Genomic DNA, 21,766 nt, shown 5'->3' on the forward strand with positions numbered 1-21,766 from the left:
GGTGAAGCGAAGCGCAATGGTGGCGATGGAACCGGAACCCGTGGAAGAACAGGGGCTGCGCGTCCGCGCCGGAAGAGTGCTCGCGGTCATCGCCGGGGCGCTCTTCATCGCCCTTCTCTTGAACGCCTCCGAACTCGAACGCGAGGCGAAGGCGAAGCCCCTGGGGACCGAACGCGACGTCTGGGTCGGTATCTGGAAGCCGTTCGCGACGGTGAGCCGGTCGCTCTACCTCGATCGGCCGAGGGCCTGGGCCGATCACGCCCTGGACCGTGGGGGCACCGGAGACGTCTTCGAACTCCCGCCGGCCACCGCCACCGTAGCAGCGACGCCGACGGCGCCGGCGCAACTCGTCCGGACGCCCAGCGCGGAAGAGCCGTTGCGGATCTGGATCGGCGGCGACTCGATGATGAAAGTTCTGGGCGAATCGTTTGTGCGTGAGGCCGGCGGTTCGGGCTTGTTCGACCCGGTCCATGAGCCGCAGCTCGAATCGGGCCTGACGAGACCGGATTTCTTCGACTGGCCGCGGGAACTGAACCGCCTGGCTTCGGTGCAGCCCCGGTACGACGTGTTTGTCGTGATGTTCGGGGCGAACGACGCACAGGGGATCATCGAACCGAACGGGACGATCCACCAGGTCGAGGGGTCGGCGGGCTGGGTGGCCGAGTACCGGCGGAGAGTGGCGGGCGTAATGGACCTGCTGCGGGCGGATAGCCGCCTGGTCGTCTGGGTGGGCCAGCCGGTCATGCGGTCCGACGGACTCTCGGACGATATGGCGATGATGAACCAGGTGTATCGCGAAGAAGCGGCCAGTCGCCCGTGGGTTCGGTTCGTGGACCTCTGGCCGCTGTTCGTGGATTCAGAAGGGGATTACAACGCGTACATCGCGGATGACGATGGCGAAACAAGGCTGATGCGCAACCCCGACGGCGTCCACTTCGTCCGCGAAGGCGGCGACAGGGCGGCCCGCGCCATCTTGAAGGTCATCAGGGCCGAGGCGAAGGTGGACTAGCCCGCCGCCCCATCAGGCGTCATCGCCAACGGTGGACCGCTTGAACACCTCGATCGGGCCGAGGAGCGTCTCGAGCAGGTCGCCGCGGCTGACGATTCGCATTGACCATCCACCCGCCGGGACCCCTTCACGCATCTGGGATCCGTGGGCGAGGGCTGCGGCGGACTTGGCACTTGCGACGGCGCGGACGTCGCTGACCGTGGTGAAGCTGCTCGTGAAGCGGAGCCCAAAGGCGAACCTCACAGATGTTCGCCAGGGGGAGAATTCGTGTCCGTATGGGAGTCGCAAACCCACCCACGGCCAGTGCCGCCAGGCCCAGACGGGGTACTCGTAGACTTCGAACCTGCGCCCGGCGAGGCGTGCCGCGCGGAAGCCAGCCTCAGCGGTGGCGATGTGGTCCGGGTGGCCGTCGGCGCGGTAGGGCAAGAAGAGTTGTTCGGCCGGCCACTCCTCGAAGAGGGCCACGAGCTGTTCAACGGCGTTTCCCAGGTGGGCTGCGAGCGCGCCATCAGGGGAGTCGAGGAAGTGGCAGTAGGTTGCGTCGAGGCCCAACTCGCGGGCGGCTTCCAGGGTCTCGGCCCACCGCACTTCCGCAAGGTCGGCCGGGGCAGCCGAAGCCGGCGCGCGACTTCCGTCGGTCATCACGATGACATGGATCGTCGCCCCGGCCGCCAGCTTGCGGACGATCGTGCCCCCGCAGCCGAACGTCTCGTCGTCCGGATGTGGTGCGAGGATGAAGGCGGGGCGCCTGAGGGCCGCCTCGTCGAAGGCCGTGCCTCGTCGAAGGCACCGCCGGACCAGAAAGTCGCGATAGATGTGGCGAAGAGACAACCAGGACCTCTCGAAGCTCAGTTCCGGATGATCCGCCGGGAGCGCCTAACAGCGAATCGGCGGGGGCGCCGTCAGGTCGCTCGTTCCGGGCCGAACAAGGCGGCCCGCCGGTCCAGGGGCGCTCTCATGCCCTGCCAGAGACCCTGGATGAGCCACGGGCTCCGGAACACAAATGGGGCCGCGGCGGGACGCACGACAGCCGCGGCGGCGAAGCGAAGCTCGACGCTGAGTTCGCGGATGAGCGGGTACACCCCGGTGACGGACCCCAGCCGCACGTCTTTGGCGGCGAGCGCCCCAATGCCGCGGGAATAGCCGCGGAGGAGCCGGGTGGCTTCGTCGCCGTAGGCGCGTCCGCCCCAATGCGTGACCAGGATGGAGGGATCGCAGAGGACGTCGTACCCGGCCCGGAGCGCGCGGTTGTTGAGGTCCTGGTCTTCGCCGCTTGGGAAGTGGCAACCGGGCCCGAGGGCCTCGTCGAACCCGCCGAGCCGCTCCAACGCGTCGCGACGCGCGAACATGTTGCCGCCGAGCGCACCGATCCGCGCGACCGCGCGACCTCCCCGGCGGACCTCGCGCCTGCCTGGAATGTGGGCGGGGACGAACTCCCTGCGTGGGTCATGCGGGCAGGCGACCGCGCCACCCGAGACGATCGCAAGGCGGGGGGCGCCCGCGAAGGCGCGGGTCCCGGCCCCGATCCAATCCCCGGGGACCGTGCAGTCGTCGTCGGTGAACGCGATGAAGGTGGAGCCGCTCGCCCGGATGCCGGCGTTCAAGGCCGCGCTCTTTCCGCCCGCGGGATGGTGGAGATAGTCGAGCGCGAGACCGGCGAAGCCCTGGCAGAGCCGCTCCGCGCCCGCATCCGGGTCCTGGTCGATGACCACGATCCGGGGGTTGGGGGTGCATTCCTCGATGGAACGCAGGCAGCGCTCCAGGTGATGCGGCCGTCCCTTCGTGGGCACGAGGATTACCGTCGATTCCACACTCCCCCCGGCGCCTCCCGGCGCGCGTGCGAGAATACGGCCGGCAGCGCCAACGGGCGCGCGAGACCAGCGCGCCACGGCACCGCGGAGGCCCTATCGATGTCCACCCGCTTCGAACCCGTCCCGTTTTGGGCGAAAGTACCCCACGGCATCTGGTTGCAGGAAGCGACCGCCGTGGCGGTGGACTCGGCCGACCGGGTCTACGTTTTCAACCGTGGGAATATGCCGGTGCTGGTCTTCGACCGCGACGGCAACGTCATCGACATGTGGGGCAACGACGACCCTGGATCGGGTACCCGGCTCATCACTGATGCCTATGGGAACGCCTTGCAGACGTGGCCGGGGAACCGTTGGCTGCGCGCCCACTCGATCCGAACCGATCACGAAGACAACCTCTGGCTGGTCGATGTGCTGGGACACACGATCACGAAGACCGACCGGTCCGGTCGCGAGCTTCTGCGGCTGGGAAACGGCGAAGCAGCCCCGGCCCAGAGTGGCGAACCGTTCAACCGCCCGACGGATGTGGCGGTGAACCCGGCGAACGGTGATATCTACGTCTCGGACGGATACCGGAACTCGCGGATCCACCGCTTCGACCGGGAAGGCCGGCTCCTGCAATCGTGGGGAGAGGCCGGCTCCGACCCCGGCCAGTTCAGCCTGCCGCACAACATCGCGATGTTCGGCGCGGACGGGGTGATCGTCGCCGACCGCGAGAACCATCGTGTCCAGGTGTTCTCGCTGGAGGGCGAGTTTCGCACCCAGTGGCACGTGCACCACGCCGTCGCGGTCGTCGGTGGGCGGGGCACGGATTCCAACGTGTACGTCGCCGAACAAGGGCCGCCCCCGGTGCAGCACGGCGTCCCGAACCTGGGGCACCGCGTGTCGATCTACAACCGTTCGGGCGAGTTGCAGGGCCGCTTCGGCGCCCCTCTGCCGGGCGAGCGGGCGGAACAATTCCTCTGGCCGCACAGCATTGCCGTGGATTCACGGGGCGATGTCTACGTGGCGGAAGTCTCCTACACCGAGGTCGGCAGCCGCCAGGACCCGGCCCGCGAAATGACGAGCCTGCGGAAGTGGCGGCGGATCGAGGACTGACGTCTCACGGTTGCGGCGCCGGCTCAGCATCCGGCGGCTCGTCGCCGGGCCCGGAGTCTTCCTGTTCGAGCCACCAGCGGGCCATCCGGGCTTTGGTGCGGTCCCACCACTCGCGCTCGAGGAGCATCAGCACGCCGACTCCGAGCAGGAGGAGCCCGGCGACCCCGAGCATCGCCCAGTACGGGATGTTCCCGTTCGCCGTGTTGTCGACCACATAGCGGGCCGCGACGGCCACCAGGGTCACAACCCCGGCGACGGCGAGCCAGCGCTGGAAGAGGGTGAGCCCCACGGCGAGCAGGGCCATGCCCTCGAGAATCACGAGCAAACCCCAGTTCGCCCCGCCGGGTTCGAAGCTCTGTTCCGCGGGCGGGAGCACGAGCACGGCCGCGCCGAGAATGAAGAGCCCTTCGTGCAGGAGCATGTGGTGGCCCAACAAGGGCTCCGAGCGGCGGATGGAGAGCCCGAGTCCGATCAGGCAGATCGCGACCGGCGCCGTGTAGACCTGGATGTTCTCGAATTCGAACGTCGCGATCGCCATTTCGAGCGAGAGCAAGAGCACCGCTCCTCCGGCGACAACCGCCAGCCGGCCTTTCCGGTACATGCCTTCGAAAACGAGCATCGCCCCCGCGATGGCGATGTTGATGACGGCCGAGAGCCACTCGGGCGTCCGGACGAGCGGGTCGCCGCTCGAGCCCGGACTACCGTCGAATGGAGTTGTGCCATTGAGCGCGCTGAGCGCGAAGACCGAACCCGCAATCGCCAGGAGCACCGGCGCGACCGAGAGGAACGTTACCGCCCTGGGGACGACGCCGGGCTCCTTCCGCGACGGCGCCAGGGCGAAAAAGAGGATAGCGGCCGTCGCTCCATAGACCAGTGAGAGCGACCAGGCAGGCCAATCCTGCCACGCCCAGGCGAGCGCAGCCGAAGCCACCGCCGAGACGAAGCCGCCGATCACCCGGTTGTCGGAGCGATTCGCCAGGCCGCTGGCGACGAAAGCTGCGGCTGCTACTCCGAACATCGCCGAGAGTTCGCCGGTGTGGTGCCCGGCGGCGTCCGCCCCGATCACAAACGCGGTGAGGCCGGCCACGGTGAGGGGGCCCAGCCAATCTCGAACGCGCACGTGAGTCCGGCAGGTCGTGAAGATTGCGGCCGCGCCGGTGGCAGCGTACGTCCATCCGGCGGCGGCCAGCGATAGTTCGATCGTCCGGTTGAAGAAGCCGAGGGAGATCATGGCGAGGCCGAAGGCGCCGAGGGCGACGCCGTGCCGTTCGGTGCGCGGCGGCACGGATGCCTTCAGGTCGAAGAGTTCGCCGAGCGAGCCTTTGCTTCGCCAGGACCCGATAGCCCAGGCCAGGGCGGAGAGGACGAAGGCGACGGCGCCCGCCCATGCCTCGGACTCGTACTCCTCGAGGGCGGCCAATGGTGCCAGGCTAAGCCCGAGGACGTACCACCAGGCTCCCCGGCGGACCAAATCGCCGCGGGACCAGAGCCGCTCGGATGCGGCAATCGCAAGGGCGATGGCGAGCGGAGCCCACGCCATGTGGTACAGGGGCCACTCCCGCCACCAGGCAAACGCGGTGGCGGTGGCCGCCGCGGCCGCCGGGACGCAGAGCATCGCCGGCTGCCAGCGGTTCCAGGCGCTGTCCCAGAGCAGCGCGATGAGGACGAGCCCATAGGCTGCGGGCAACTGCCAGGCCCCCGTGCTGGCGAGCTCGGCGTGGTTGTGGGCGAAGACGATGGAGCCCGCCGCGGCCCCGCCATAGACGATCCGCCAGGGCATCGGGAAGCGCCCGCCGACAGCGAGTGCCGCCGCCACGGCTGTGAGGCCGAGGAGCATCGAGGTGTGGTCTTCGTGCGGGGCGGCGGCGAAAACCGCGACGATGATGCCCGTGAGGCTGGCCGGCCCGATGACCTCCTCGAACGCGGGCAGGCGGCGGCGCAAGCCCCCGGCCACTGCCCACGCCGTGATCGTGAGGCCGGCGAACGCCCATGCCGAGGTGGTCCGCGGCTGTTCGAGCGCGAAGACGAGGTAGCCCACGGTGGCCAGGCTCAGGCTGAAGCCCCCGAACGCCAATGCCTGCCGCTCGCGGGTGAGGCCGAACCTGGCGCCGATGCGCAGGGCGCCATTGCTGCGGACGACGGTGGCGAACCACGCGATTCCGGCCAATGCGAATCCCGCGACCCCGTACCAGGGCGCTGCCTCGTACGAACTGGTGAGAGTCAGCGGAGCAAGGGCGAGCGCGAGCACGTACGGCCAGGCAGCGGGCCGGAGGACGCTGCCGCGCATCCAGAGGCGTTCGGTCGCGGCGATGCCCAGGGCGAAGGCGAGAGGTGTCCAGGCCATGTGCTGGTCGGGCCACCCTCGCCACCAGACGGCGGTCCCGGCCCCGACGGTGGCGACGGCGGGGACGAAGAGCATGGCGGGCTGGTAGCGATTCCAGGCGCCGTCCCAGAGAAGGGCGACGATGGTGAGCCCGTACGCCGCGGGCAGTTGCCAGGCATCGGCGCCTGCCTCGGCGGCGTGGAGATGGGCGAAGAGCAGCGCGAGGCACGCGCCGCCGGCATAGGCCGCCCGCCACGCCATCGCGAAGCGGCCCCGGACCGCCAGCGAGGCGGCAACCGTGCCGAGCCCGAGCATCATCGAGACGTGCCCCGGCCCTTCGTGGCCGAGGAGGACGGCGAGGGCGAAGGCGCTCAGCCCGACCGGGCCAAGGACCTCATCGAGCGACCTTAACCACTTGCCGAGCCCCGCGACGGCAAGCCAGAGGGCGATGCCCGCGATGGCGAAGGTCCAGGCGCTCTCAATCGCCGAGAGTTCGAGCGCGACGTCCACCATCCCGCCGGAGGCGAAGAGCGCCCAGGCGCCGCCGCGCGCCAGCATCTGCTGTTCGATTCGCGAGGCCCTGTCCGAGGTGTGCCCGGCGAGCGCGGCAAACGCGCCGTTCGTGCGGAGCGCCAACCCAAAGATGGCGATGGCCGCAGCGGCGAATGCAGCGGCGCCCACCCACGCTTCATCGGTGTACGCGTCGACCAGGAGGACGGGGGTGGCAGCGAGGATGAGGGCGCCGGGCCAGGCGAGCGTTGCGAGCCCCGCATCGCGGACCCACGCTCGTTCCGATGCCAGGATAACAAGGCTGATCCCGATGGCAGGGAACGCCCAGTATGCCCGGTCGACTTCGAACGCCCAGAGCGCTGCCGCGCCGCCGATCGCGAGGGCGAAGGCGCCGAGCAGGGCGGACGGCCGGAAGCGGAACGCATCGAAGGCGGCGCCACCGGCGGCGAGGCCGTAGACCGCGGGGAGTTCCCAGCGGTTTATCCCCGAGAAGGCCGTTGCGGCGTGAGAGATGGCGATGGCGGTGGCGCCACTGGAGGCCGCGAGCATGCCCCATACCTCCGCCTCCGCTGGCCGGCGCCGCGCGATGAGGGCATAGCCGACCGCTGCGAAGACAGCGAACGTCCCCAGCCACTCGTAGGCGAGCGCGTCGGCCGCCCAGAACGTCGAGGCGGCGGCAGCTGCGAGGAGTGGCGGGAGGAACGCCAGCGCCGGGACATACCGGCCAGCGCCGTACCAGCCTGCGGCAATGAGCGAGGAGAGGGCATAGGCGACGGGCAGCAGCCATCGGCTATCGCCTTCGGCGGCGCGGCCGTGGGCGAGGACCAGGGCGACGATGCCGAAGGCCAGCGCGAGAGATCGCCATGCCGGACCATGGCGCGGCTGGAACTTTGCGACAGCGAGGTACCCCGCGGCAACGGCCAGGAGTGAGACCGGTGACCATGTGACGACGGTTTTTGCCCACGGGTCGATTGCCCATCCCGCGGAAGCGAGGGTCATGACCGAAACCGGGGGAAGGAGACCGAGGAAGATGGGCCGGCGGGAAGGGAACGCGGAGCGCGCGATCGCCGCGGCCGTGAACGCATAGGCGACGGGGATGGCTGCGTGTGCGCCCTCTTCGAACGCGACGGCCTGGTGCGTATAGAGCAGGGCGGCGGAGACGAGCGCGTAGGAGCCGCCCTCGACGAAGCCGCGAGCGCGTGGCGGGACCGGGAGGCGCGGGGCAGCGGCCACGCCAGCCGCGCCAAGGGCGACGAACCACGGGCCGTACCACTCCGATGCGAAGTGCAGGCAGGCGCCAAGCGAGGCGTAGGCGGCGAGGTAGGCGCCTGCGGCGGGGAGCCAGTAGAACTTTCCGAAGTCCCGCCACGCGAGGAGCGAGTAGAGCCAGGCGGTCGAGAGGCTTCCGGCAAGCCAGACGTACTCCCGGGAGACGTCTTCGTGGCGAAGCACGTTGGTGTAGATGGCGACGAAGTTGAGGGGTACGAGGACGGCGCCGAGCCCGAGGAAGACCGGCCCCGCCTCCTGCACACGCTCCCACTTCCGCAGCTGGATGCCGAGGACCAGGAAGAGGAGGGTGTAGAGGCCGAAGAGGGCGCTCTTCGCCCCACCGCCGCTGCCGGTGTAGCTCACGAAGATCAGCGCGGAAATGGAGAGCAAGAACGCTCCCAGGTAAAGCACAAGGTCGGCCTGGCGGCGGGCGGCCCAGTTGCGAAGATCGAGCCTGACATGGCCCGGGGGCTTCGGCGGGGCAGCCGGCCGCGGCGGCCTGAACGGCGGCGGAGCTGGCGCGACCGGGGGAGCCGGTACATCAGAAACAGGCACGACCGCAGCGTCGGGGACCGGTACAACGTTTGCCAGGGGCGCCACCGGCTCGGGTTCGGGTGCCCGCCTTCGCGCCGGCCGGACGGCGAGGAGGCGCTCTTCGTACACGCGCCGCATCTGGGCGAAGGTCGCTTCAGAGATGGCGCCATTCCGGCGGAGGTTGTGGATTTCCGTGAGCAGGAGCGCGTAGACCGCGATCAGGTCCCGCGGGAGCTCTTCGGGCCAGATGCCGCCGCATTCGGGGCAGGTGGTGGCCCTGCCATCGAAGATCTCACCGCAGCGCCCGCAGTAGCGGGGTATCTCGAACCGGTCTGCCACGCTCCACTCTCCTTGGCGGCCGCGGAGCCGCCGCCGGCCATAACGGTAGGTTGTACGCCAGAGTGCGGGTCAGGGTCGACCGGGCCAATCTCGCCGCACGAATTGCCGGATTTGTGTGAGGGGCCGCGCGGGCTGCCTCAGCTTGCCGGGAGGAGAAGCCGGAAGGTGCTTCCCTGGCCGGAGGTGCTTTCGGCCGCGAGCCAGCCACCGTGGGCGCGGGCGATACCCAGGGCGGTGGGCAAACCCAGGCCCGAGCCCCGGCCGTGCCCTTTTGTCGTGAAGAACGGGTCGAAGATGCGTTCGACCAGGCCGGCGGGCATGCCCTGGCCGGTGTCCGCGACAGAGACGACGTGGTAGCGGCCTCGGGGAAGTTCGGGCGGCGCCCAGCGGTGGCGGGGGCCGACGGTGACGACCCTGTGGGAGACGGTGATCGTGCCGCCGCCGGGCATAGCGTCGCGAGCGTTCACCATGAGGTTAATCAGAATCTGCTGGAGGGAGATCGGCGAGCCGAGCACTTCAGTGTGGCCCGCGCCGCGCCGGACGACGAGGCGGACGCTCGGCGTCAGCACCGAGCGGGCGAGGGCGGCTGTTTCATCTATCAGTCGGTCGAGGTCGACGAGTTCGGCCCGTTCGACTTCCGGCCGCGCGAACGTGAGCAGCCTGCGGACGAGTTCCGCGCCTCGCTCGGCGGCATGCCTCGCTTCGTTCAGCAGTTCGGTCTGGGGGCCGTCCTGCATTTCCTGGTTGAGGAGGTAGAGGTTCCCGAGGATCGCCGTGAGGAGGTTGTTGAAGTCGTGGGCGATTCCGCCCGCGAACACCCCGAGACTTTCGAGCTTCTGGCTCTGGCGGATCTGTTGCTCGAGCCGTTCGCGCTCGTCGTCGGCGGCTTTCCGGTCGGTGATGTCGAGAAATGTCCCGGCGGCGCGGAGGGGCCGCCCGGCACCATCTCGCAAGACCGTGGTGCCGCGAGTGAGCAGCCAGCGGTAGTCTCCGCGGCCGTCGATCACGCGGTGTTCGCACTCGACGAAGGCGGTCTCGCCGGAGAAGTGGGCGTTGAAAGTTGCCGAGACGAGTTCCCGGTCGTCGGGGTGTACCCGCGTCATCAGCCAGTCGGAGTCCTGGGCGTCACCCTGGTCGAATCCGTGGTCCCCGCCCTCGGGAATCTGGACGGTCATCTCGCGCTTGCGCACATCCCATTCCCAGAGCGCGAGGTTCGCGCCGCGCATGGCAAGGTCCAGGCGGTTCTCAGCGGCGAGTCGCGCCTTCTCGATGCGGATCGCTTCGAGGAGCGTGCCACAGGTCGTGGCGAACGGTTGCAGGAACTCGCCGACTTCGTCGTCGTATCCGCCGGGGCGGTTCGCGATGCCGATCATCCCCACGAGACGGTCCCCCCGGTGGATCGGCATGCCCATGAAGGCGTTGAGCGCGGGATGGCCCGGTGGAAGGCCGCCCCGCCGGGGGTCGCTGGCGGGGTCGTTCGCGATGAGCGTTTCTCCGGTGACGAGAACCTCGCCGAAGAGCGACTTCAGGTTCACGAACTCGATGCCTTCGTCGATGTTCTCGTCGTAGAACTTCCGGCTCCACTCGTCCCATGCGATGTCCGAGACGGCGTGTGTCTTCAGGTACGGCGCGCCGTTGCGATAGAGGACTTCGCCGATGAAGCCGTATTCGCTCCCGGTGAGGGTGAGCAGGCTGGGCAGGAGGCCCTCGAAGACAGCGCGGGCGTCGCGCTCGCGGATGAAGTCCGTCTGGGCGGAAGTCAGGGCGCTGAGGAGGTCGTTCGAGCGGCGGAGAGCCCGGTCGGTCGCGCTGCGGTCGCCGATGTCCCTGCTGATGCCGGCCGTGGCGAAGACCTCTCCGTTGGCATCGCGTACCGGGAAAAGGGCGATGGAGACTTCGATGACCCGGCCATCCTTCGTCGGTCGCCTGGTCTCGATGACTCCCTGCGTACCCTCCAGGATCCGGCGGTTGGTGTCCGCCATCTCGCCGGAAGCGTGCGGGAGCTCCATGGTTTCGAGCGGCTGGCCGGCCATCTCCTCCGCCGTCCAGCCGTACAACTTCTCGGCGCCGCGGTTCCAGCTCAGGACCCTGCCGTCTGGTGCGCGGCTCACTATCGCATCGTCGCTGGATTCGACGATGGCCGCGAGCCGGGCTCGCTCGAGTTCCGCTTCCCGGCGGGCGGTAGTGTCGCGAAACATGTAGCGGACGCCGCACGGGTTGTCCTGTTCATCGAGGATGTAGGAGCCCTGGACATCGGCCGGAAAGTGCGAGCCATCCTTGCGCACGAGGCAGAACTGGAAGACGCGCTGGCCCTCGCGCTCGTAGGGTTGGCCGATCCAGGTAGATACAGCCATGTGGCGGGTCGCGACATCCACCACCTCGATCAGGCTGGGTTCATCGAGCAGGACATAGCTGTGGATGCCCGCTGCGACGTCTTCTGCGGTGTAGCCGAGCAGGCTTCGCGCCAGCTGGTTCATGTAGGAAACCTGGAACGACGGGAAAGCAACCTCGACGAACGCCTCTGGGAGATGCAGCCGAAACTGCTCGAGTTCCGCGCGCGCCTTTTTCAACTCAGCACGCAGCGCCGCAGTCTCTTCCGCGTCGGCGGCCGGGCTCGATGATGCTGTGTCTCGAATCACGGGGGACCCTCTGGCGAGGCGGGCTCTGGCGGCCACCGGATCGTACCCCCGGCCTCCCCCTCCGGCACTAAGCGAATCCCCTAAGAGATAGCCCGATGGCTGCATTCCGGGCCGCTGTTCGCAGGTTCGGGTCCGCCGGTAGAATCGAACGTCCATGACGCTGCCCACACCCGCGACACGCGTGATCGAAGAGACCGGCTCGGCCGTCGAGCCGCCGTACCACCTCATCCTCCTGGATGACAACGAACACACCTACCAGTACGTGATCGCGATGCTGGGGAGCGTCTTCGGCTACGCGCCGGAGAAGGGCTTCGCCATTGCCTGCGTGGTCGATAGCGAAGGACGGGCGATCTTGATGACTGGCGGCCTCGACCGGGTGAAGCTGAAGCAGGACCAGGTCCACGGCTATGGCGCGGATCCGGCGATGCCCGAATCGAAGGGCAGCATGTCGGCCATCATCGAGCCGGCGGTATCGCCAGGGTAGGTCCATCGCATCGCGGAAGCTCGGCGGGGCGCCGGCGTCAGTCCATCACGAGCGACGCATCATCCTTCATCAGCACCCAGTAGACCTTGAGTGTGAAGAGCCCGCCGAAGTCGTTGAGGACGCGCGGGTGAGTCGCCGTCACGGGAAGGTGGGAACGCCACTGCCCGCTGGCATTGTCGTACTCCAGCACCTGGAGCCACTGGCCGCCTATCGATCTCAATGCATCGTCGACTGAACGGCTGGTCCCCGTGTAGGTGAAGTTGTTCCAGCCCGCCTGGAGCGAAACGGCCCGGCCGGCGGGAGGGTAGGGATTCGGACTGGCGACATTGGGCGCCGGGGCATCGACCCAGTAGGCGTCGTACTGGGTGATGACCGGGTAGTCGCTGGTGTAGCTTGGCAGCCCGCGGAAGAACCGCCGGTAAGCGCCATTGTTGCCGAGGGTGGCTTTCACGGCATCCCACTTGAAGATCGCCGTCCAGGGTGTCGGCAGTCCCGAAGCGGCCCCTGGAAGCTGCCCGGTTGGTTCGAGATGGGCGATGTTCGCCCAGCTGCCCGTGAGCGTTTGGACGACCAGGCTCCCCGGCGGAGGGGAGACGCTGCTGACTTCCTTATCGCGCAGGCCGAGGTCCTGGTTTGGCGCACCCCAGGTGAATGTCGGCAGGGCCGGAAGCCCGCCGACGTAGAGCTGGACCGTTTTGCCCGGCTGGCCGCAGTTCGCCTGGTCGGCGGTGCTCTTGACGCGGATGGAGTACCGCCCCAGGAACCCGAACGACTGGGATGTCGTGCTGCCACACGTGTTGCCATCGATGACAGCCTCGATGAGTGTGCCGGCGGGTACATCCCGCCAGTCCTTGAGCGGTGCGCCTTCGATAGACATGGGGACGCGGGCCACGGCCGCGCCGATGTTGATGATTCCCGCGCCGGCCCAGTTCTGGCCATGCGCGGCGGGCGTGGCGGGCGTGGCCGCATCGCGCGCGATCTGGATGTAGTCGGCGGCACTCAGGCGCGTGTTTCGCGCCATCATCAGGGCGAACATTCCCGAGGTGAGCGCCGTGGAGAAGCTCGTACCGCCCTCCGTGCCAACCTCGGCGTAGGGTGCGGTGAGCCCGAGGTCCGAGCGGGTGGTGCTGACAATGCGGTTCCCCGGCGCCGCGAAATCGACGGCCGGCCCGTAATTGCTGTAGGTCGCCCACTCGTTCCCGTTCAGGTTGTTCGAAGCGCCAACGCCGATCAAGTTGGGGAAATCGGTGTAGGCGGCTGGATACCGCGTCCCGACATCGCCGGTGCGCGCTTCGTTGCCTGCCGCCGCCACGACGATGACGCCCGCGTTCTGGGCCATTTGGAGTGCGGCCCGGAGGACTGACGATTCGTTCGCAGTGATGCTGCCATCGGACGCGACGCTGATGTTGATGATGCGCGCGCCGTTCTTGACGGCGTACTCGATCCCCTGGGCAACGTTTGCCATCCAGCCTTTGCCTTCGCAATCGAGGACCTTCACCGTCATCAGGCGGGTGTTCCAGGCGACGCCGGCGACGCCCTGGCCGTTGTTCCCGGCGGCGGCGATGATCCCGGATACGAGGGTGCCGTGGGCGCGCGGGTCGCCGGTGCTGCCCATGTCGTCCTGGACATTCGGGCCGCGCGTGGCGGTGTAGCCGCAAAGCGCGATGTTCTTCGCTGTAAGGTCGACGAAGCGGTAGCCGTAACGGTCGTTCGGGTAGCCGTTGTTGTCCCGGTCAATCCCGTCGCTCAGGTTGTCGATGGGGTTCTCCCAGAGCCTTCCGCCGAGGTCCGGGTGGCCCAAATCAATGCCGGAGTCGAGGACGGCGACGATGACCTGGCTCGAGCCAGTCGAGAGGTCCCACGCGGCCGGCGCGCCAATCTGCGCCAGGTACTGAGCCTGGTTCACGCCGTCGTAGTCGTAGTACGGGTCGTTCGGGAGCTGCGCGGCGTGGACGCGGGTCGCGGCTTCAGCGGTGAGAATGTCCGGCCTGGCGCGGAGTTCATCGAGGAACTCGCCGCTGGTCTTCCCGGGAGGGATGGGCAACGTCTGGAAGCCCTGTTGGGCGAGAGTGGGGGTCGTCCCGTCGGCGTTCAGCGACTGGATCGTTACGCCGGTGTCGAACTGAACATCGACGTAGCCGGAAGGCGCCTCGGCGGCGGCGGGGTGGTCTTGCACTTCCGAGACCGCTCCCGCGCCGAGTGCCACGACTATGGCGACAAGGCCCAGCCATCGTCTGCGCACGCTACCTCCCCGCGATCAGTCGCTCATCAGTTACCGAGCCCAGGAAAGCTCGGTGTTGGGATCGGTGTTGGCTCCACAGCTGGGCGAGTACCGAGGAGTTTGTCGTCAATAGTAGCGGCAACGTTGCGCGCTGGATCGATATTCATCGACTTATCCGCGCCCCACGTTACAACCGTCACGATGATGTTGCCCCGGCGGTAGCTGAAGCGGTGGTAGACGGCCAGGTCTTCGGAGACGCTGACGGTGCCTTCGATGAAACGGTAGGCGCTGGACTCGTTGGCCAGCGGCTTCGCCTCGACTGCCTCGCTCCCCGGTGTGCGCGAGAGGAAGCCATCGAAGTAGTCCCAGGCGGCTTTCGCCCCGTCGATCGTCGCGAACTGGTAGGTCTCGACGTGGATGTAGGGGGAGCCCTGCAGCACCTCGGCCGCGAGGCCTTTGGGCTGGAAGTACACCTGGTAGCCGTCGACGATCTTCCACTCGGCGGACTTCTCTTCGCCTTCCTTGTTGCTTCGGAACCAGTAGGAGCTGGTGAAGGTGGAGACCGTCATCGTGAAGGTCGAACTGACATCGACTTCGTAGTTGTCGGGCAGTTCGCCGAGGAGCAGGCTCGCCTTCGAAGGCGTCATCGTGACCACGGGCTCGGGGCCGCCGGTAGTGCCGCGCGTGCTGGCCGAAGGTGTCTTCTCGCGGAGGGCGCCCGAGGGCGCGGAGGTCCCCCCGTCGTCATCGCCGCCGCCGAGGAAGAGGAAGGCCGCGACAGCGCCCATCGCGATCAGGACGAGCCCGGCGGCGAGGATGAGCAGGGGCTGGTTGTTCCGCTTGTTCATGGCTTGGGCGCCGGCGTCGGGGTCTTGTAGCTGCTGGTTGGCGTCGGTTCGACGGCCGGCCGTTCGCCGAGGATCTTCTCATCGGCGATGAGGGCGAGTTCCCGTGCGGGTTCGACCGTCATGAACCCCTGGGCGCCTTTGGTCAGGAGAATCGTGATGACGTTGCCTCGCCGAAAGACCACCTGGTGGTAGAGCGCTTTGACATTCGTGCTGCCGATTGTGCCGTACGACGTGGCGAACGCCACGGAAACGTTACCGACAGGCTGGATGTTCACGGGCGAGGCGCCGCTCGTGGCGGCGTAGTCAGCGAAGTACTTGAAGGCCTTGTTGGCGCCTTCCTCGTCCTTAAAGAGGTGAGTTTCGACCTTGATGTAATACGCGCCCTTGAGGACCGAAGTGTCGCGGCCTTCGGGTATATACGCGGTCTCGTAGCCCTCGAGATAGCCCCAGTCGGTGAGGAGCTTCTTGCCTTCGGCCTCGTTGCCGAAGAGCATCGGCTGCTTGCCGTAGGCCGTAGCATCGATGATGTAGGTGTTCGCGATGTCGGTGAGCCAGGCGATACCGATGTCGTCGATGCTGACGGAGTACTTGCTGGCCGGCGTGGCAAGGGTTGGCGAGTCGTTCGAGTTCGTCGCCCCGGCGGTTTGGGCCGAAGCGGTGGAAGTTCCGGGGCCCGCGCCGGCATCCGCATCGTCGTCATCGCCGCAGGCGGCGAAGACGGGCACGGCGGCAAGGGCGCAAGCGGCCAGTAATAGCCGTCTTGGCATTGGTGGCTCCCCGGGGGCGAATGTAACCGGAATGTATCAAGCAGCCCCGTATGGCGGAAGAAAGGGCCGGCCGCCCGGGAAAGGAACGGGGCGCGCGCCTTAACCCGCCTCCAATCTCCAGCGACCGGCTCAGGGGCGCTTGAGCGAGTGGGACCGCCCTTTCAGACTGCGGCCATGAGCGATTGGACATTCCTCACCAACCACTCGCACGTCTTGCTGTGCATCGCCCAGAACCCGCAGGTCCGGCTGAGCGAGATTGCCGAACGCGTGGGCGTGAAGGAGCGGACCGTTTTCGGGATCGTCTCGGACCTGGTGGAGGCGGGGTACCTCTCGAAGGTCCGCAACGGGCGCCGGAACGTGTATGTCGTGCACCCGGAGCTCCATCTGCGCCATCCGCTGGAACGGGAGACGGAGATCCGGGTGCTGCTCTCGATCGTCCACGCGGGAGGCCAACCCCGTATCCCGGTGGAGGGGGCTCCCTAGCCGGCGCGAGCCCCGCATCGCGGGCAGAACTTCGCCTTCAGCGGGAGGGTGGTCTCGCACTTCACGCAGCGGAACTCCTCGCCGGGAGAGGGGAGGAGTTCGCCGCATTCGAGGCAGAACTTGGCCGCCCCTTCGTTTCGCGCGCCGCAGGAGATGCAGTGAATTGGCGGCGCCGGAGGCGGGGCGGCGACCGCCGCCTCGTTCCCCTGCGCCTTCTTGTCCTTCTTCTTCTTGCCGCGGCGTTCGAAGAGGTCTTCGAACACCTCAAAGAGTTCATCGACCATCAGCCCGGTATCAATCCTTCCTGGCCGATGAACTCGCGGAGTTCCGCCACCGAGATCCCGGAGAACGGCACGACCGCATCGGAAGGAAGCAATTCCTCGATGCCGACCGGCGTGCCGCGCTCCTTGATCAGCGCCTGGATGGCCTGGATGTGGGCGGCCAGGGTCGATTCAGTCCCCACCGTCAGGTCGGCGTCGAGCAGGGCATCGATGACGTTGAGGTCGCTGGTCAGGGCGTCATCGATGCGCCACTGGCCCTCTCCCATGATTCGGACGATCACGCTTTCACCTCCTGGGAGGCGGTGGTCATGGCTGCCTGGGCCCGCAACCGTTCGAGGTCAGACTCAACGGAAGCGGACCGCCCAAGCGCCTCCAGCTCGCGATCGAGCTGACTGCCGCCGCCGAGATGGTCTTCGAGGACGCCGCTCTCGATGAGGTCGTGGATGGCGGCGCCCTTGCTCTTGAGCTGGGCGGTCCGGTCCTCGGCGCGCTGGATGGCGAGGCCGACGTCAGTCATCTCCTCGGAGAGGCCGGTCACGGCTTCGCCGATCCGGACCGTGGCTTTGGCAGCGGTGTATTCGGCCTTCATCACTTCCTTCCTGGTGCGGAAGGCGTTGACCTTGGCGGCGAGCCGGGCTTCGGCCTGGACGAGCTTGTCCTGCTCCGCCTTGAGCCGCTCGACCTGGGCATCGAAGCCATCGATCTCGGCCTGGGATTGAGCCTTGCGCTCGAGGGCGAGGCGGGCGAGGTCTTCGCGGCCGGCCTGGATGGCGTGGAGTGCCTGGGCATCGAACTTCGGGAGGGACTCCCGGAGTTCGTGCGCCTGGAGTTCGAGGCGCTTCCGGGCGGCGGTGACTTCGACGATGCCGCGCTTCACGTCGCGGAGCATGGCAACCTGCTTCTCGTAGCTCAGGTCGAGCATTTCGCGCGGGTCCTCAATGTGGTCGATGGCCTTGTTTGCCTTGGCCTGGAAGATGGCGGAGAGCCGTTTCAACACGTTCAGAGTCCTTTCTCTGGGGGTGAGTGGGGTCGCCAGGGCCGGCCGCAACGGGGAAGGAACAGCCGGCCCCGGCTGGGAACGGCGCTTAGTGGCCGCTTTCGGGTGCGAGCGCCGGGGCCTTTTCGAGGACCGCGGCGCGGCGCCGGGCGACGATGAGCGAAGCCGCAATGGCGACGGTAAGAATGGTGGCGATAACGGCGAGGCTCGCCAGCGCCGGCACCTTGTAGAAGTCGATGACAAGCATCTTCGCGCCGACAAAGACGAGGATGGCGGCGAGCGCCGGCTTCAGGTAGGCGAGGCCGCTGAGGTAGCCGGCGAGGACGAAGTAGAGCGAGCGGAGGCCGAGTATGGCGAAGATGTTGGATGTGAAGACGATGAATGGGTCATCGGTGATGGCGTAGATCGCCGGGATGGAGTCCACAGCGAAGACGAGATCGGTCGCCTCGATCAGGAGGAGCGTGACGAACAGCGGCGTTGCATAGAGCAGGCCGTTCTTTCGCGTGAAGAACTTCTGCCCGTCGTATTCGTGGCTGGTGCGGAAGATGCGGTTGGCGAACCGCACCACCGGGTGGCGTTCGAGGTCGGGCTGATGATCCTGTTCTCGCAGGAACTTGATGCCCGTGAAGATAAGGAAGGCGCCGAAAATGTAGATCACGAAGTGGAGAGTGCTGAGCAGGACTCCTGCGACCGCGATGAGCGCGGCGCGCATGACGAGCGCTCCCACAATTCCCCAGAAGAGCACCCGGTGTTGGTACGCCTGGGGGACGGCGAAGGCGGAAAAGATCAGCAGGATGATGAAGATGTTGTCGACACTGAGCGTCTTCTCTACGAGGTAGCCGGTCGTCCACTCGAGGCCGTCTTCGGTGCCGCGGAAGATATAGATCCCGATGTTGAAGGCGATGGCGAGGCCGATCCAGACGGCACTCCATGCGAGCGCCTCGCGGCGTTCGACCTGGTGCGCGTCCTTGTGGAACACCCCGAGGTCCAGCGCAAGCATCGCGCAGACGAACAGCATGAAGAGAGCCCAGGGAAGAAGTTCAAGAAACACGGATAGCTCCAGAGAGGGGAAGGGCGCGCGGCGACACGGTTACCTACCAGGAAACCGTGCCTCGCCTCGGCGATGGTGAAGCGGATTGGGGGGCCTGGTGGCTAATCCCAGTCGTCGCCCGAGCGGCGACGGGAGCTATCGCGAGGCGTGCGCCGGTCGTCATCTTCCTGGACGGCGTCCATCCAGCGCCGGAAGAACCCGCGCAGGCCCCGTTGGCGTGGCGCGTCCTCAGGCTGCCGCTGGTTCCGGCGTTCGTTTTCGGGTTCGAAGAGCTCGAAGAGATCCATGATGAGTACCTCCTCCGCGGTCCTGGCATCGAGCACGCCTGGCCGCATCCACAAATGGATGTGCCAGGGTCTCACCAGGCGAGAGGTGCCTCGCCCGCATGGCCGGCGCGTCAGCGCGTACTGACGACCATGCGCGTGCGCCGGGGATGGCGCGGTGGTTACTCCCCCATGACTGCTGTCAGAATACCGGAATTGCATTTCTATGGTCAAGGGCGAGCAGCCAGTTTCATCTCGCTCCTGCACCAAGGCCACCTGGGCGCAATTCAGAATTCCCGGTTCCGCGCGGAAGTTTCCGCGTCCCTCGACGGAGCGCGAGTTCACGCCCTTGGCTGAGGAGACGACCGGTAGCGGAGTACGGAGGCGTCTACTATAGTGGACGAATGCCTACCGATGATCCCATCGAGGGCCGGATTGCAGCGAACCTGCGCAGGCGGCGGGAAGAACTTGGCCTCTCCCTCGCGCAGCTGGCCGCCCGCTCCGGTGTGAGCAAGGCAATGATCGCGAAGGTGGAGTCCGGCCTTTCATCGCCGACGGCGGGCCTGCTCGGCCGGCTTTGCGCGGGGCTGGGAGTGACTCTCTCAACGTTGATGATCGAGGCGGAGGCGTCGGAAGTGAGCCACCAGCCGGCGGCGCGCCAGCCAACGTGGCGCGACCCGGCCACCGGCCTCGAACGGACACTCGTGGCGGCCGCCTCGCCATTCAGCCAGGTGGAGATCGCGCGGCTGAAGCTCCCGGTCGGCACGGTGGTCGAGTACAGCCTTGCACCGGCTCGCGGGATCCGGCAGCACATCGTGATGCTTTCCGGCCAGCTCGTCTTCACCATCGGCGGCGAGACGACGGAGCTGGGCCCGGGGGATTCGCTGTTTGCGATCGTTGACCGGCCCACCCGGTTCGAAGTCCCGGGGACGTCCCCTGCGGAGTATCTCGTGATCCAGGAGCCAGGATGAGCAACTACGTCATCGAAACCCTTGGTGCCGGCGAGGCCACGAAGTGTGTGGAAGGCCTGGCGGACATCCTCGTCGACTGCGTAGAGGGCGGCGCCTCCGTGAACTTCATGTGGCCCTTTGCCCGCGAGAAGGCGGTCGCCTTCTGGGAGGGGGTTGCCGCGAAAGCCGCCCGCGGCGAGGCGATCCTGTTGGCGGCCCGCGATGCAGAGGGGATCTGCGGGACGGTCCACCTCTCCACAGCCGTGCCCGAGAACCAGCCGTATCGTGCGGACGTCACGAAGATGCTGGTCCACCGGCGGGCGCGCCGGCAGGGTATCGGCGAAGCGCTGTTGCGCGAGGTCGAGGCCGCGGCCGCCCGCGCTGGCCGCAGATTGCTCGTCCTCGACACGGTGACCGGGAGCGATGCCGAGCGGTTGTACCTGCGGGGCGGATGGAACGTCTGCGGCGTGATCCCGGACTACGCGCTCTTCCCGGATGGGAGGCCGTGCAGCACGACGGTGTTCTGGAAGAAAGTGGCTACTTCGTAGCAACTGAATCCGCGGCGGACCGGCCCGGTGGCACGTCGCGCTCGAACCGTCGTGTTGGACAATCCGGAACCCAAAATCCACAATCCTCCCGCCGACTAGCCCCGGAGGTATGCCATGGAGTTCCGCGATAGCCCGAAGGAAACCGAGTTCCGCCAGGCGGTGCGGGGATTCCTCGATGCCGAGTTCCCGCCCGAACTTGGAGAACGGCCCTCCGAATGGGGTCTCTTCAATGGCGCCGGGCGTGCACAAGCAGGCTTCGTCCAGTTCATGAGGAGCTGGAACACGAAGTTGAATGAACGAGGATGGGGCGCGCCGGCGTGGCCAAAAGAACACGGTGGCGGCGGATTGAGCGTGAAGGAGCAGTTCATCCTCAGCGAAGAGTTCGCCTGGCGGCGGGCGCCCCGCTCAGGCGGCATCGGCCACGGCTGGGCCGGGCCGACCATGATGGTCTACGGCACCGAGGAGCAGAAGGCCGAGTACCTCCCGAAGATCATCTCGGGCGAGCACATCTGGTGCCAGCTCTTCAGTGAGCCCGGCGCAGGCTCGGATCTCGCTTCGTTGCAGACCCGCGCGATCCGCGACGGCGACGACTACGTAGTGAACGGCCAGAAGATCTGGACTTCGGGCGCGCAGCACGCCCATATGGGCATCCTCATCGCCCGGACCAACCCCGATGCTCCAAAGCACCGGGGTATCAGCTACTTCCTCGTCGACATGAAGACACCAGGCATCCAGGTGCGGCCACTGATCAACATGCTGAACAGTCACGAGTTCAATGAGGTCTATTTCGAAGATGTCCGAATACCCGCGACCAGCCTGCTCGGCGAGGAAAACCGCGGCTGGTACCTGGCGACGACGACACTCGACTTTGAGCGCAGCGGCATCGCAACCAGCGTCGCGCACCAGCTGATCGCACGGGACCTGGTGAAGTACGCGAAGGAATCCGAGGTAGGTAGCCACTCGGTGGCTACCAGCCGAGCAGTGAGAAATGAACTCGCAGACCGGACGATCGAAGCACAGGTTGAGGCGCTCATCTGCTACCGCATCATCTCGATGCAGGAACGCGGCGAAATCCCGAACAAGGAAAGCTCGATCGCCAAGTTGTACTCGAGCGAACTCGATGTACGGCTGGCGTCGACGGCGATGCACCTCGGCGGGCTCTTCAGCCAGATCATGGACCGTGATGACGCGAGCGCGATGGGCGGCAAGTTCGCTCGCTTCTACATGCACAGCACTACCAGCCCTATCGGCGGCGGGACGAGCGAGGTACAGCGGAACATCATCTCGATGCGGGGGCTGGGCCTGCCGCGCGGTTGACGTTCGGTCGCTGCGGGCCTGGCGCGC

General features: G+C 67.2%; 19 protein-coding genes. 7 read left to right on the forward strand and 12 right to left on the reverse strand.

Going from position 1 to position 21,766, the window contains the following annotated elements:
- Nucleotide 1 precedes the first annotated feature (1 nt).
- Nucleotides 2–1,009 (forward strand): DUF459 domain-containing protein, encoded by a 1,008-nt coding sequence (locus tag IPG14_RS15165; protein WP_343392376.1) that lies wholly within the window; start codon nt 2–4, stop codon nt 1,007–1,009.
- Nucleotides 1,010–1,021: 12 nt separating this feature from the next.
- Here the strand turns inward: IPG14_RS15165 and IPG14_RS15170 are convergent, their stop codons facing one another.
- Nucleotides 1,022–1,840 carry a PIG-L deacetylase family protein gene (locus tag IPG14_RS15170; RefSeq protein WP_343392377.1) on the reverse strand — a complete coding sequence of 273 codons (819 nt, stop codon included), beginning with the start codon at nt 1,838–1,840 and terminating at the stop codon, nt 1,022–1,024.
- 71 nt (nt 1,841–1,911) lie between these two features.
- Nucleotides 1,912–2,820 (reverse strand): glycosyltransferase, encoded by a 909-nt coding sequence (locus tag IPG14_RS15175; protein WP_343392378.1) that lies wholly within the window; start codon nt 2,818–2,820, stop codon nt 1,912–1,914.
- A gap of 99 nt (nt 2,821–2,919) precedes the next feature.
- Between IPG14_RS15175 and IPG14_RS15180 the strand changes: the two genes are divergently transcribed.
- Nucleotides 2,920–3,915 carry a peptidyl-alpha-hydroxyglycine alpha-amidating lyase family protein gene (locus IPG14_RS15180; RefSeq protein ID WP_343392379.1) on the forward strand — a complete coding sequence of 332 codons (996 nt, stop codon included), beginning with the start codon at nt 2,920–2,922 and terminating at the stop codon, nt 3,913–3,915.
- A 4-nt stretch (nt 3,916–3,919) separates the two neighbouring features.
- Here IPG14_RS15180 and IPG14_RS15185 read toward each other — a convergent pair whose 3' ends face one another.
- Complete coding sequence (locus IPG14_RS15185) at nt 3,920–8,890, reverse strand: hypothetical protein (RefSeq protein WP_343392380.1); 4,971 nt, start codon at nt 8,888–8,890, stop codon at nt 3,920–3,922.
- Nucleotides 8,891–9,027: 137 nt separating this feature from the next.
- The gene (locus IPG14_RS15190; RefSeq protein ID WP_343392381.1) at nt 9,028–11,529 is read right to left on the reverse strand and encodes a PAS domain S-box protein; all 2,502 of its coding nucleotides are present in this window, start codon (nt 11,527–11,529) and stop codon (nt 9,028–9,030) included.
- 154 nt (nt 11,530–11,683) lie between these two features.
- Between IPG14_RS15190 and IPG14_RS15195 the strand changes: the two genes are divergently transcribed.
- A complete protein-coding gene (locus IPG14_RS15195; RefSeq protein WP_343386384.1) occupies nt 11,684–12,013 on the forward strand; it encodes an ATP-dependent Clp protease adaptor ClpS in 330 nt (109 codons plus the stop codon).
- 37 nt (nt 12,014–12,050) lie between these two features.
- Here the strand turns inward: IPG14_RS15195 and IPG14_RS15200 are convergent, their stop codons facing one another.
- The 3 genes from IPG14_RS15200 to IPG14_RS15210 are packed head-to-tail and all read right to left on the reverse strand — an operon-like array spanning nt 12,051 to nt 15,849.
- On the reverse strand, nt 12,051–14,255 hold the full coding sequence (locus tag IPG14_RS15200) for a S8 family serine peptidase (RefSeq protein ID WP_343392382.1): 2,205 nt from the start codon (nt 14,253–14,255) through the stop codon (nt 12,051–12,053).
- A 26-nt stretch (nt 14,256–14,281) separates the two neighbouring features.
- Entirely contained in the window at nt 14,282–15,082 is an 801-nt protein-coding gene (locus tag IPG14_RS15205) for a hypothetical protein (protein WP_343392383.1), read from the reverse strand.
- Nucleotides 15,079–15,849, reverse strand: a complete 771-nt coding sequence (locus IPG14_RS15210) for a hypothetical protein (protein WP_343386387.1) — start codon at nt 15,847–15,849, stop codon at nt 15,079–15,081. Before IPG14_RS15210 ends, IPG14_RS15205 begins: the two co-directional genes overlap by 4 nt.
- A 174-nt stretch (nt 15,850–16,023) precedes the next feature.
- Between IPG14_RS15210 and IPG14_RS15215 the strand changes: the two genes are divergently transcribed.
- Nucleotides 16,024–16,332, forward strand: coding sequence for a MarR family transcriptional regulator (locus tag IPG14_RS15215; RefSeq protein WP_343386388.1), 309 nt, complete (start codon nt 16,024–16,026; stop codon nt 16,330–16,332).
- On the opposite strand, the gene IPG14_RS15220 is transcribed toward IPG14_RS15215, so the two are convergent.
- The 5 genes from IPG14_RS15220 to IPG14_RS15240 form a co-directional block, all read right to left on the reverse strand.
- The gene (locus IPG14_RS15220) at nt 16,329–16,616 is read right to left on the reverse strand and encodes a zinc ribbon domain-containing protein (RefSeq protein WP_343386389.1); all 288 of its coding nucleotides are present in this window, start codon (nt 16,614–16,616) and stop codon (nt 16,329–16,331) included. The two genes, IPG14_RS15215 and IPG14_RS15220, sit on opposite strands and share 4 nt — an antisense overlap.
- A complete protein-coding gene (locus IPG14_RS15225; protein ID WP_343386390.1) occupies nt 16,616–16,894 on the reverse strand; it encodes a hypothetical protein in 279 nt (92 codons plus the stop codon). The genes IPG14_RS15220 and IPG14_RS15225 overlap by 1 nt, the downstream gene beginning before the upstream one ends.
- Nucleotides 16,891–17,610 (reverse strand): PspA/IM30 family protein, encoded by a 720-nt coding sequence (locus IPG14_RS15230; RefSeq protein ID WP_343392384.1) that lies wholly within the window; start codon nt 17,608–17,610, stop codon nt 16,891–16,893. The genes IPG14_RS15225 and IPG14_RS15230 overlap by 4 nt, the downstream gene beginning before the upstream one ends.
- Before the next feature lie 88 nt (nt 17,611–17,698).
- Nucleotides 17,699–18,661: a TerC family protein gene (locus IPG14_RS15235; RefSeq protein WP_343392385.1), complete on the reverse strand. Its 963-nt coding sequence runs from the start codon at nt 18,659–18,661 to the stop codon at nt 17,699–17,701.
- 101 nt (nt 18,662–18,762) lie between these two features.
- On the reverse strand, nt 18,763–18,948 hold the full coding sequence (locus IPG14_RS15240; RefSeq protein WP_343386393.1) for a hypothetical protein: 186 nt from the start codon (nt 18,946–18,948) through the stop codon (nt 18,763–18,765).
- 380 nt (nt 18,949–19,328) lie between these two features.
- Between IPG14_RS15240 and IPG14_RS15245 the strand changes: the two genes are divergently transcribed.
- From IPG14_RS15245 to IPG14_RS15255, 3 genes are all read left to right on the forward strand, one after another.
- The gene (locus IPG14_RS15245) at nt 19,329–19,895 is read left to right on the forward strand and encodes an XRE family transcriptional regulator (RefSeq protein WP_343392386.1); all 567 of its coding nucleotides are present in this window, start codon (nt 19,329–19,331) and stop codon (nt 19,893–19,895) included.
- Nucleotides 19,892–20,422: a GNAT family N-acetyltransferase gene (locus tag IPG14_RS15250; protein WP_343392387.1), complete on the forward strand. Its 531-nt coding sequence runs from the start codon at nt 19,892–19,894 to the stop codon at nt 20,420–20,422. Before IPG14_RS15245 ends, IPG14_RS15250 begins: the two co-directional genes overlap by 4 nt.
- 114 nt (nt 20,423–20,536) lie before the next feature.
- A complete protein-coding gene (locus IPG14_RS15255; RefSeq protein ID WP_343392388.1) occupies nt 20,537–21,739 on the forward strand; it encodes an acyl-CoA dehydrogenase family protein in 1,203 nt (400 codons plus the stop codon).
- Nucleotides 21,740–21,766: the final 27 nt, after the last annotated feature.

The sequence above is a fragment of the Candidatus Amarobacter glycogenicus genome (genome assembly GCF_016704105.1).
Taxonomy (GTDB): Bacteria; Chloroflexota; Dehalococcoidia; order Tepidiformales; family Tepidiformaceae; genus Amarobacter; species Amarobacter glycogenicus.

Coding starts and splice junctions, on each gene's coding strand:
- IPG14_RS15180 (WP_343392379.1), top strand. CDS start 2,920: ATGTCCACCCGCTTCGAACCCGTCCCGTTTTGGGCGAAAGTACCCCAC.
- IPG14_RS15195 (WP_343386384.1), top strand. CDS start 11,684: ATGACGCTGCCCACACCCGCGACACGCGTGATCGAAGAGACCGGCTCG.
- IPG14_RS15205 (WP_343392383.1), bottom strand. CDS start 15,082: ATGAACAAGCGGAACAACCAGCCCCTGCTCATCCTCGCCGCCGGGCTC.
- IPG14_RS15210 (WP_343386387.1), bottom strand. CDS start 15,849: ATGCCAAGACGGCTATTACTGGCCGCTTGCGCCCTTGCCGCCGTGCCC.
- IPG14_RS15215 (WP_343386388.1), top strand. CDS start 16,024: ATGAGCGATTGGACATTCCTCACCAACCACTCGCACGTCTTGCTGTGC.
- IPG14_RS15220 (WP_343386389.1), bottom strand. CDS start 16,616: ATGGTCGATGAACTCTTTGAGGTGTTCGAAGACCTCTTCGAACGCCGC.
- IPG14_RS15240 (WP_343386393.1), bottom strand. CDS start 18,948: ATGGATCTCTTCGAGCTCTTCGAACCCGAAAACGAACGCCGGAACCAG.
- IPG14_RS15245 (WP_343392386.1), top strand. CDS start 19,329: ATGCCTACCGATGATCCCATCGAGGGCCGGATTGCAGCGAACCTGCGC.
- IPG14_RS15250 (WP_343392387.1), top strand. CDS start 19,892: ATGAGCAACTACGTCATCGAAACCCTTGGTGCCGGCGAGGCCACGAAG.
- IPG14_RS15255 (WP_343392388.1), top strand. CDS start 20,537: ATGGAGTTCCGCGATAGCCCGAAGGAAACCGAGTTCCGCCAGGCGGTG.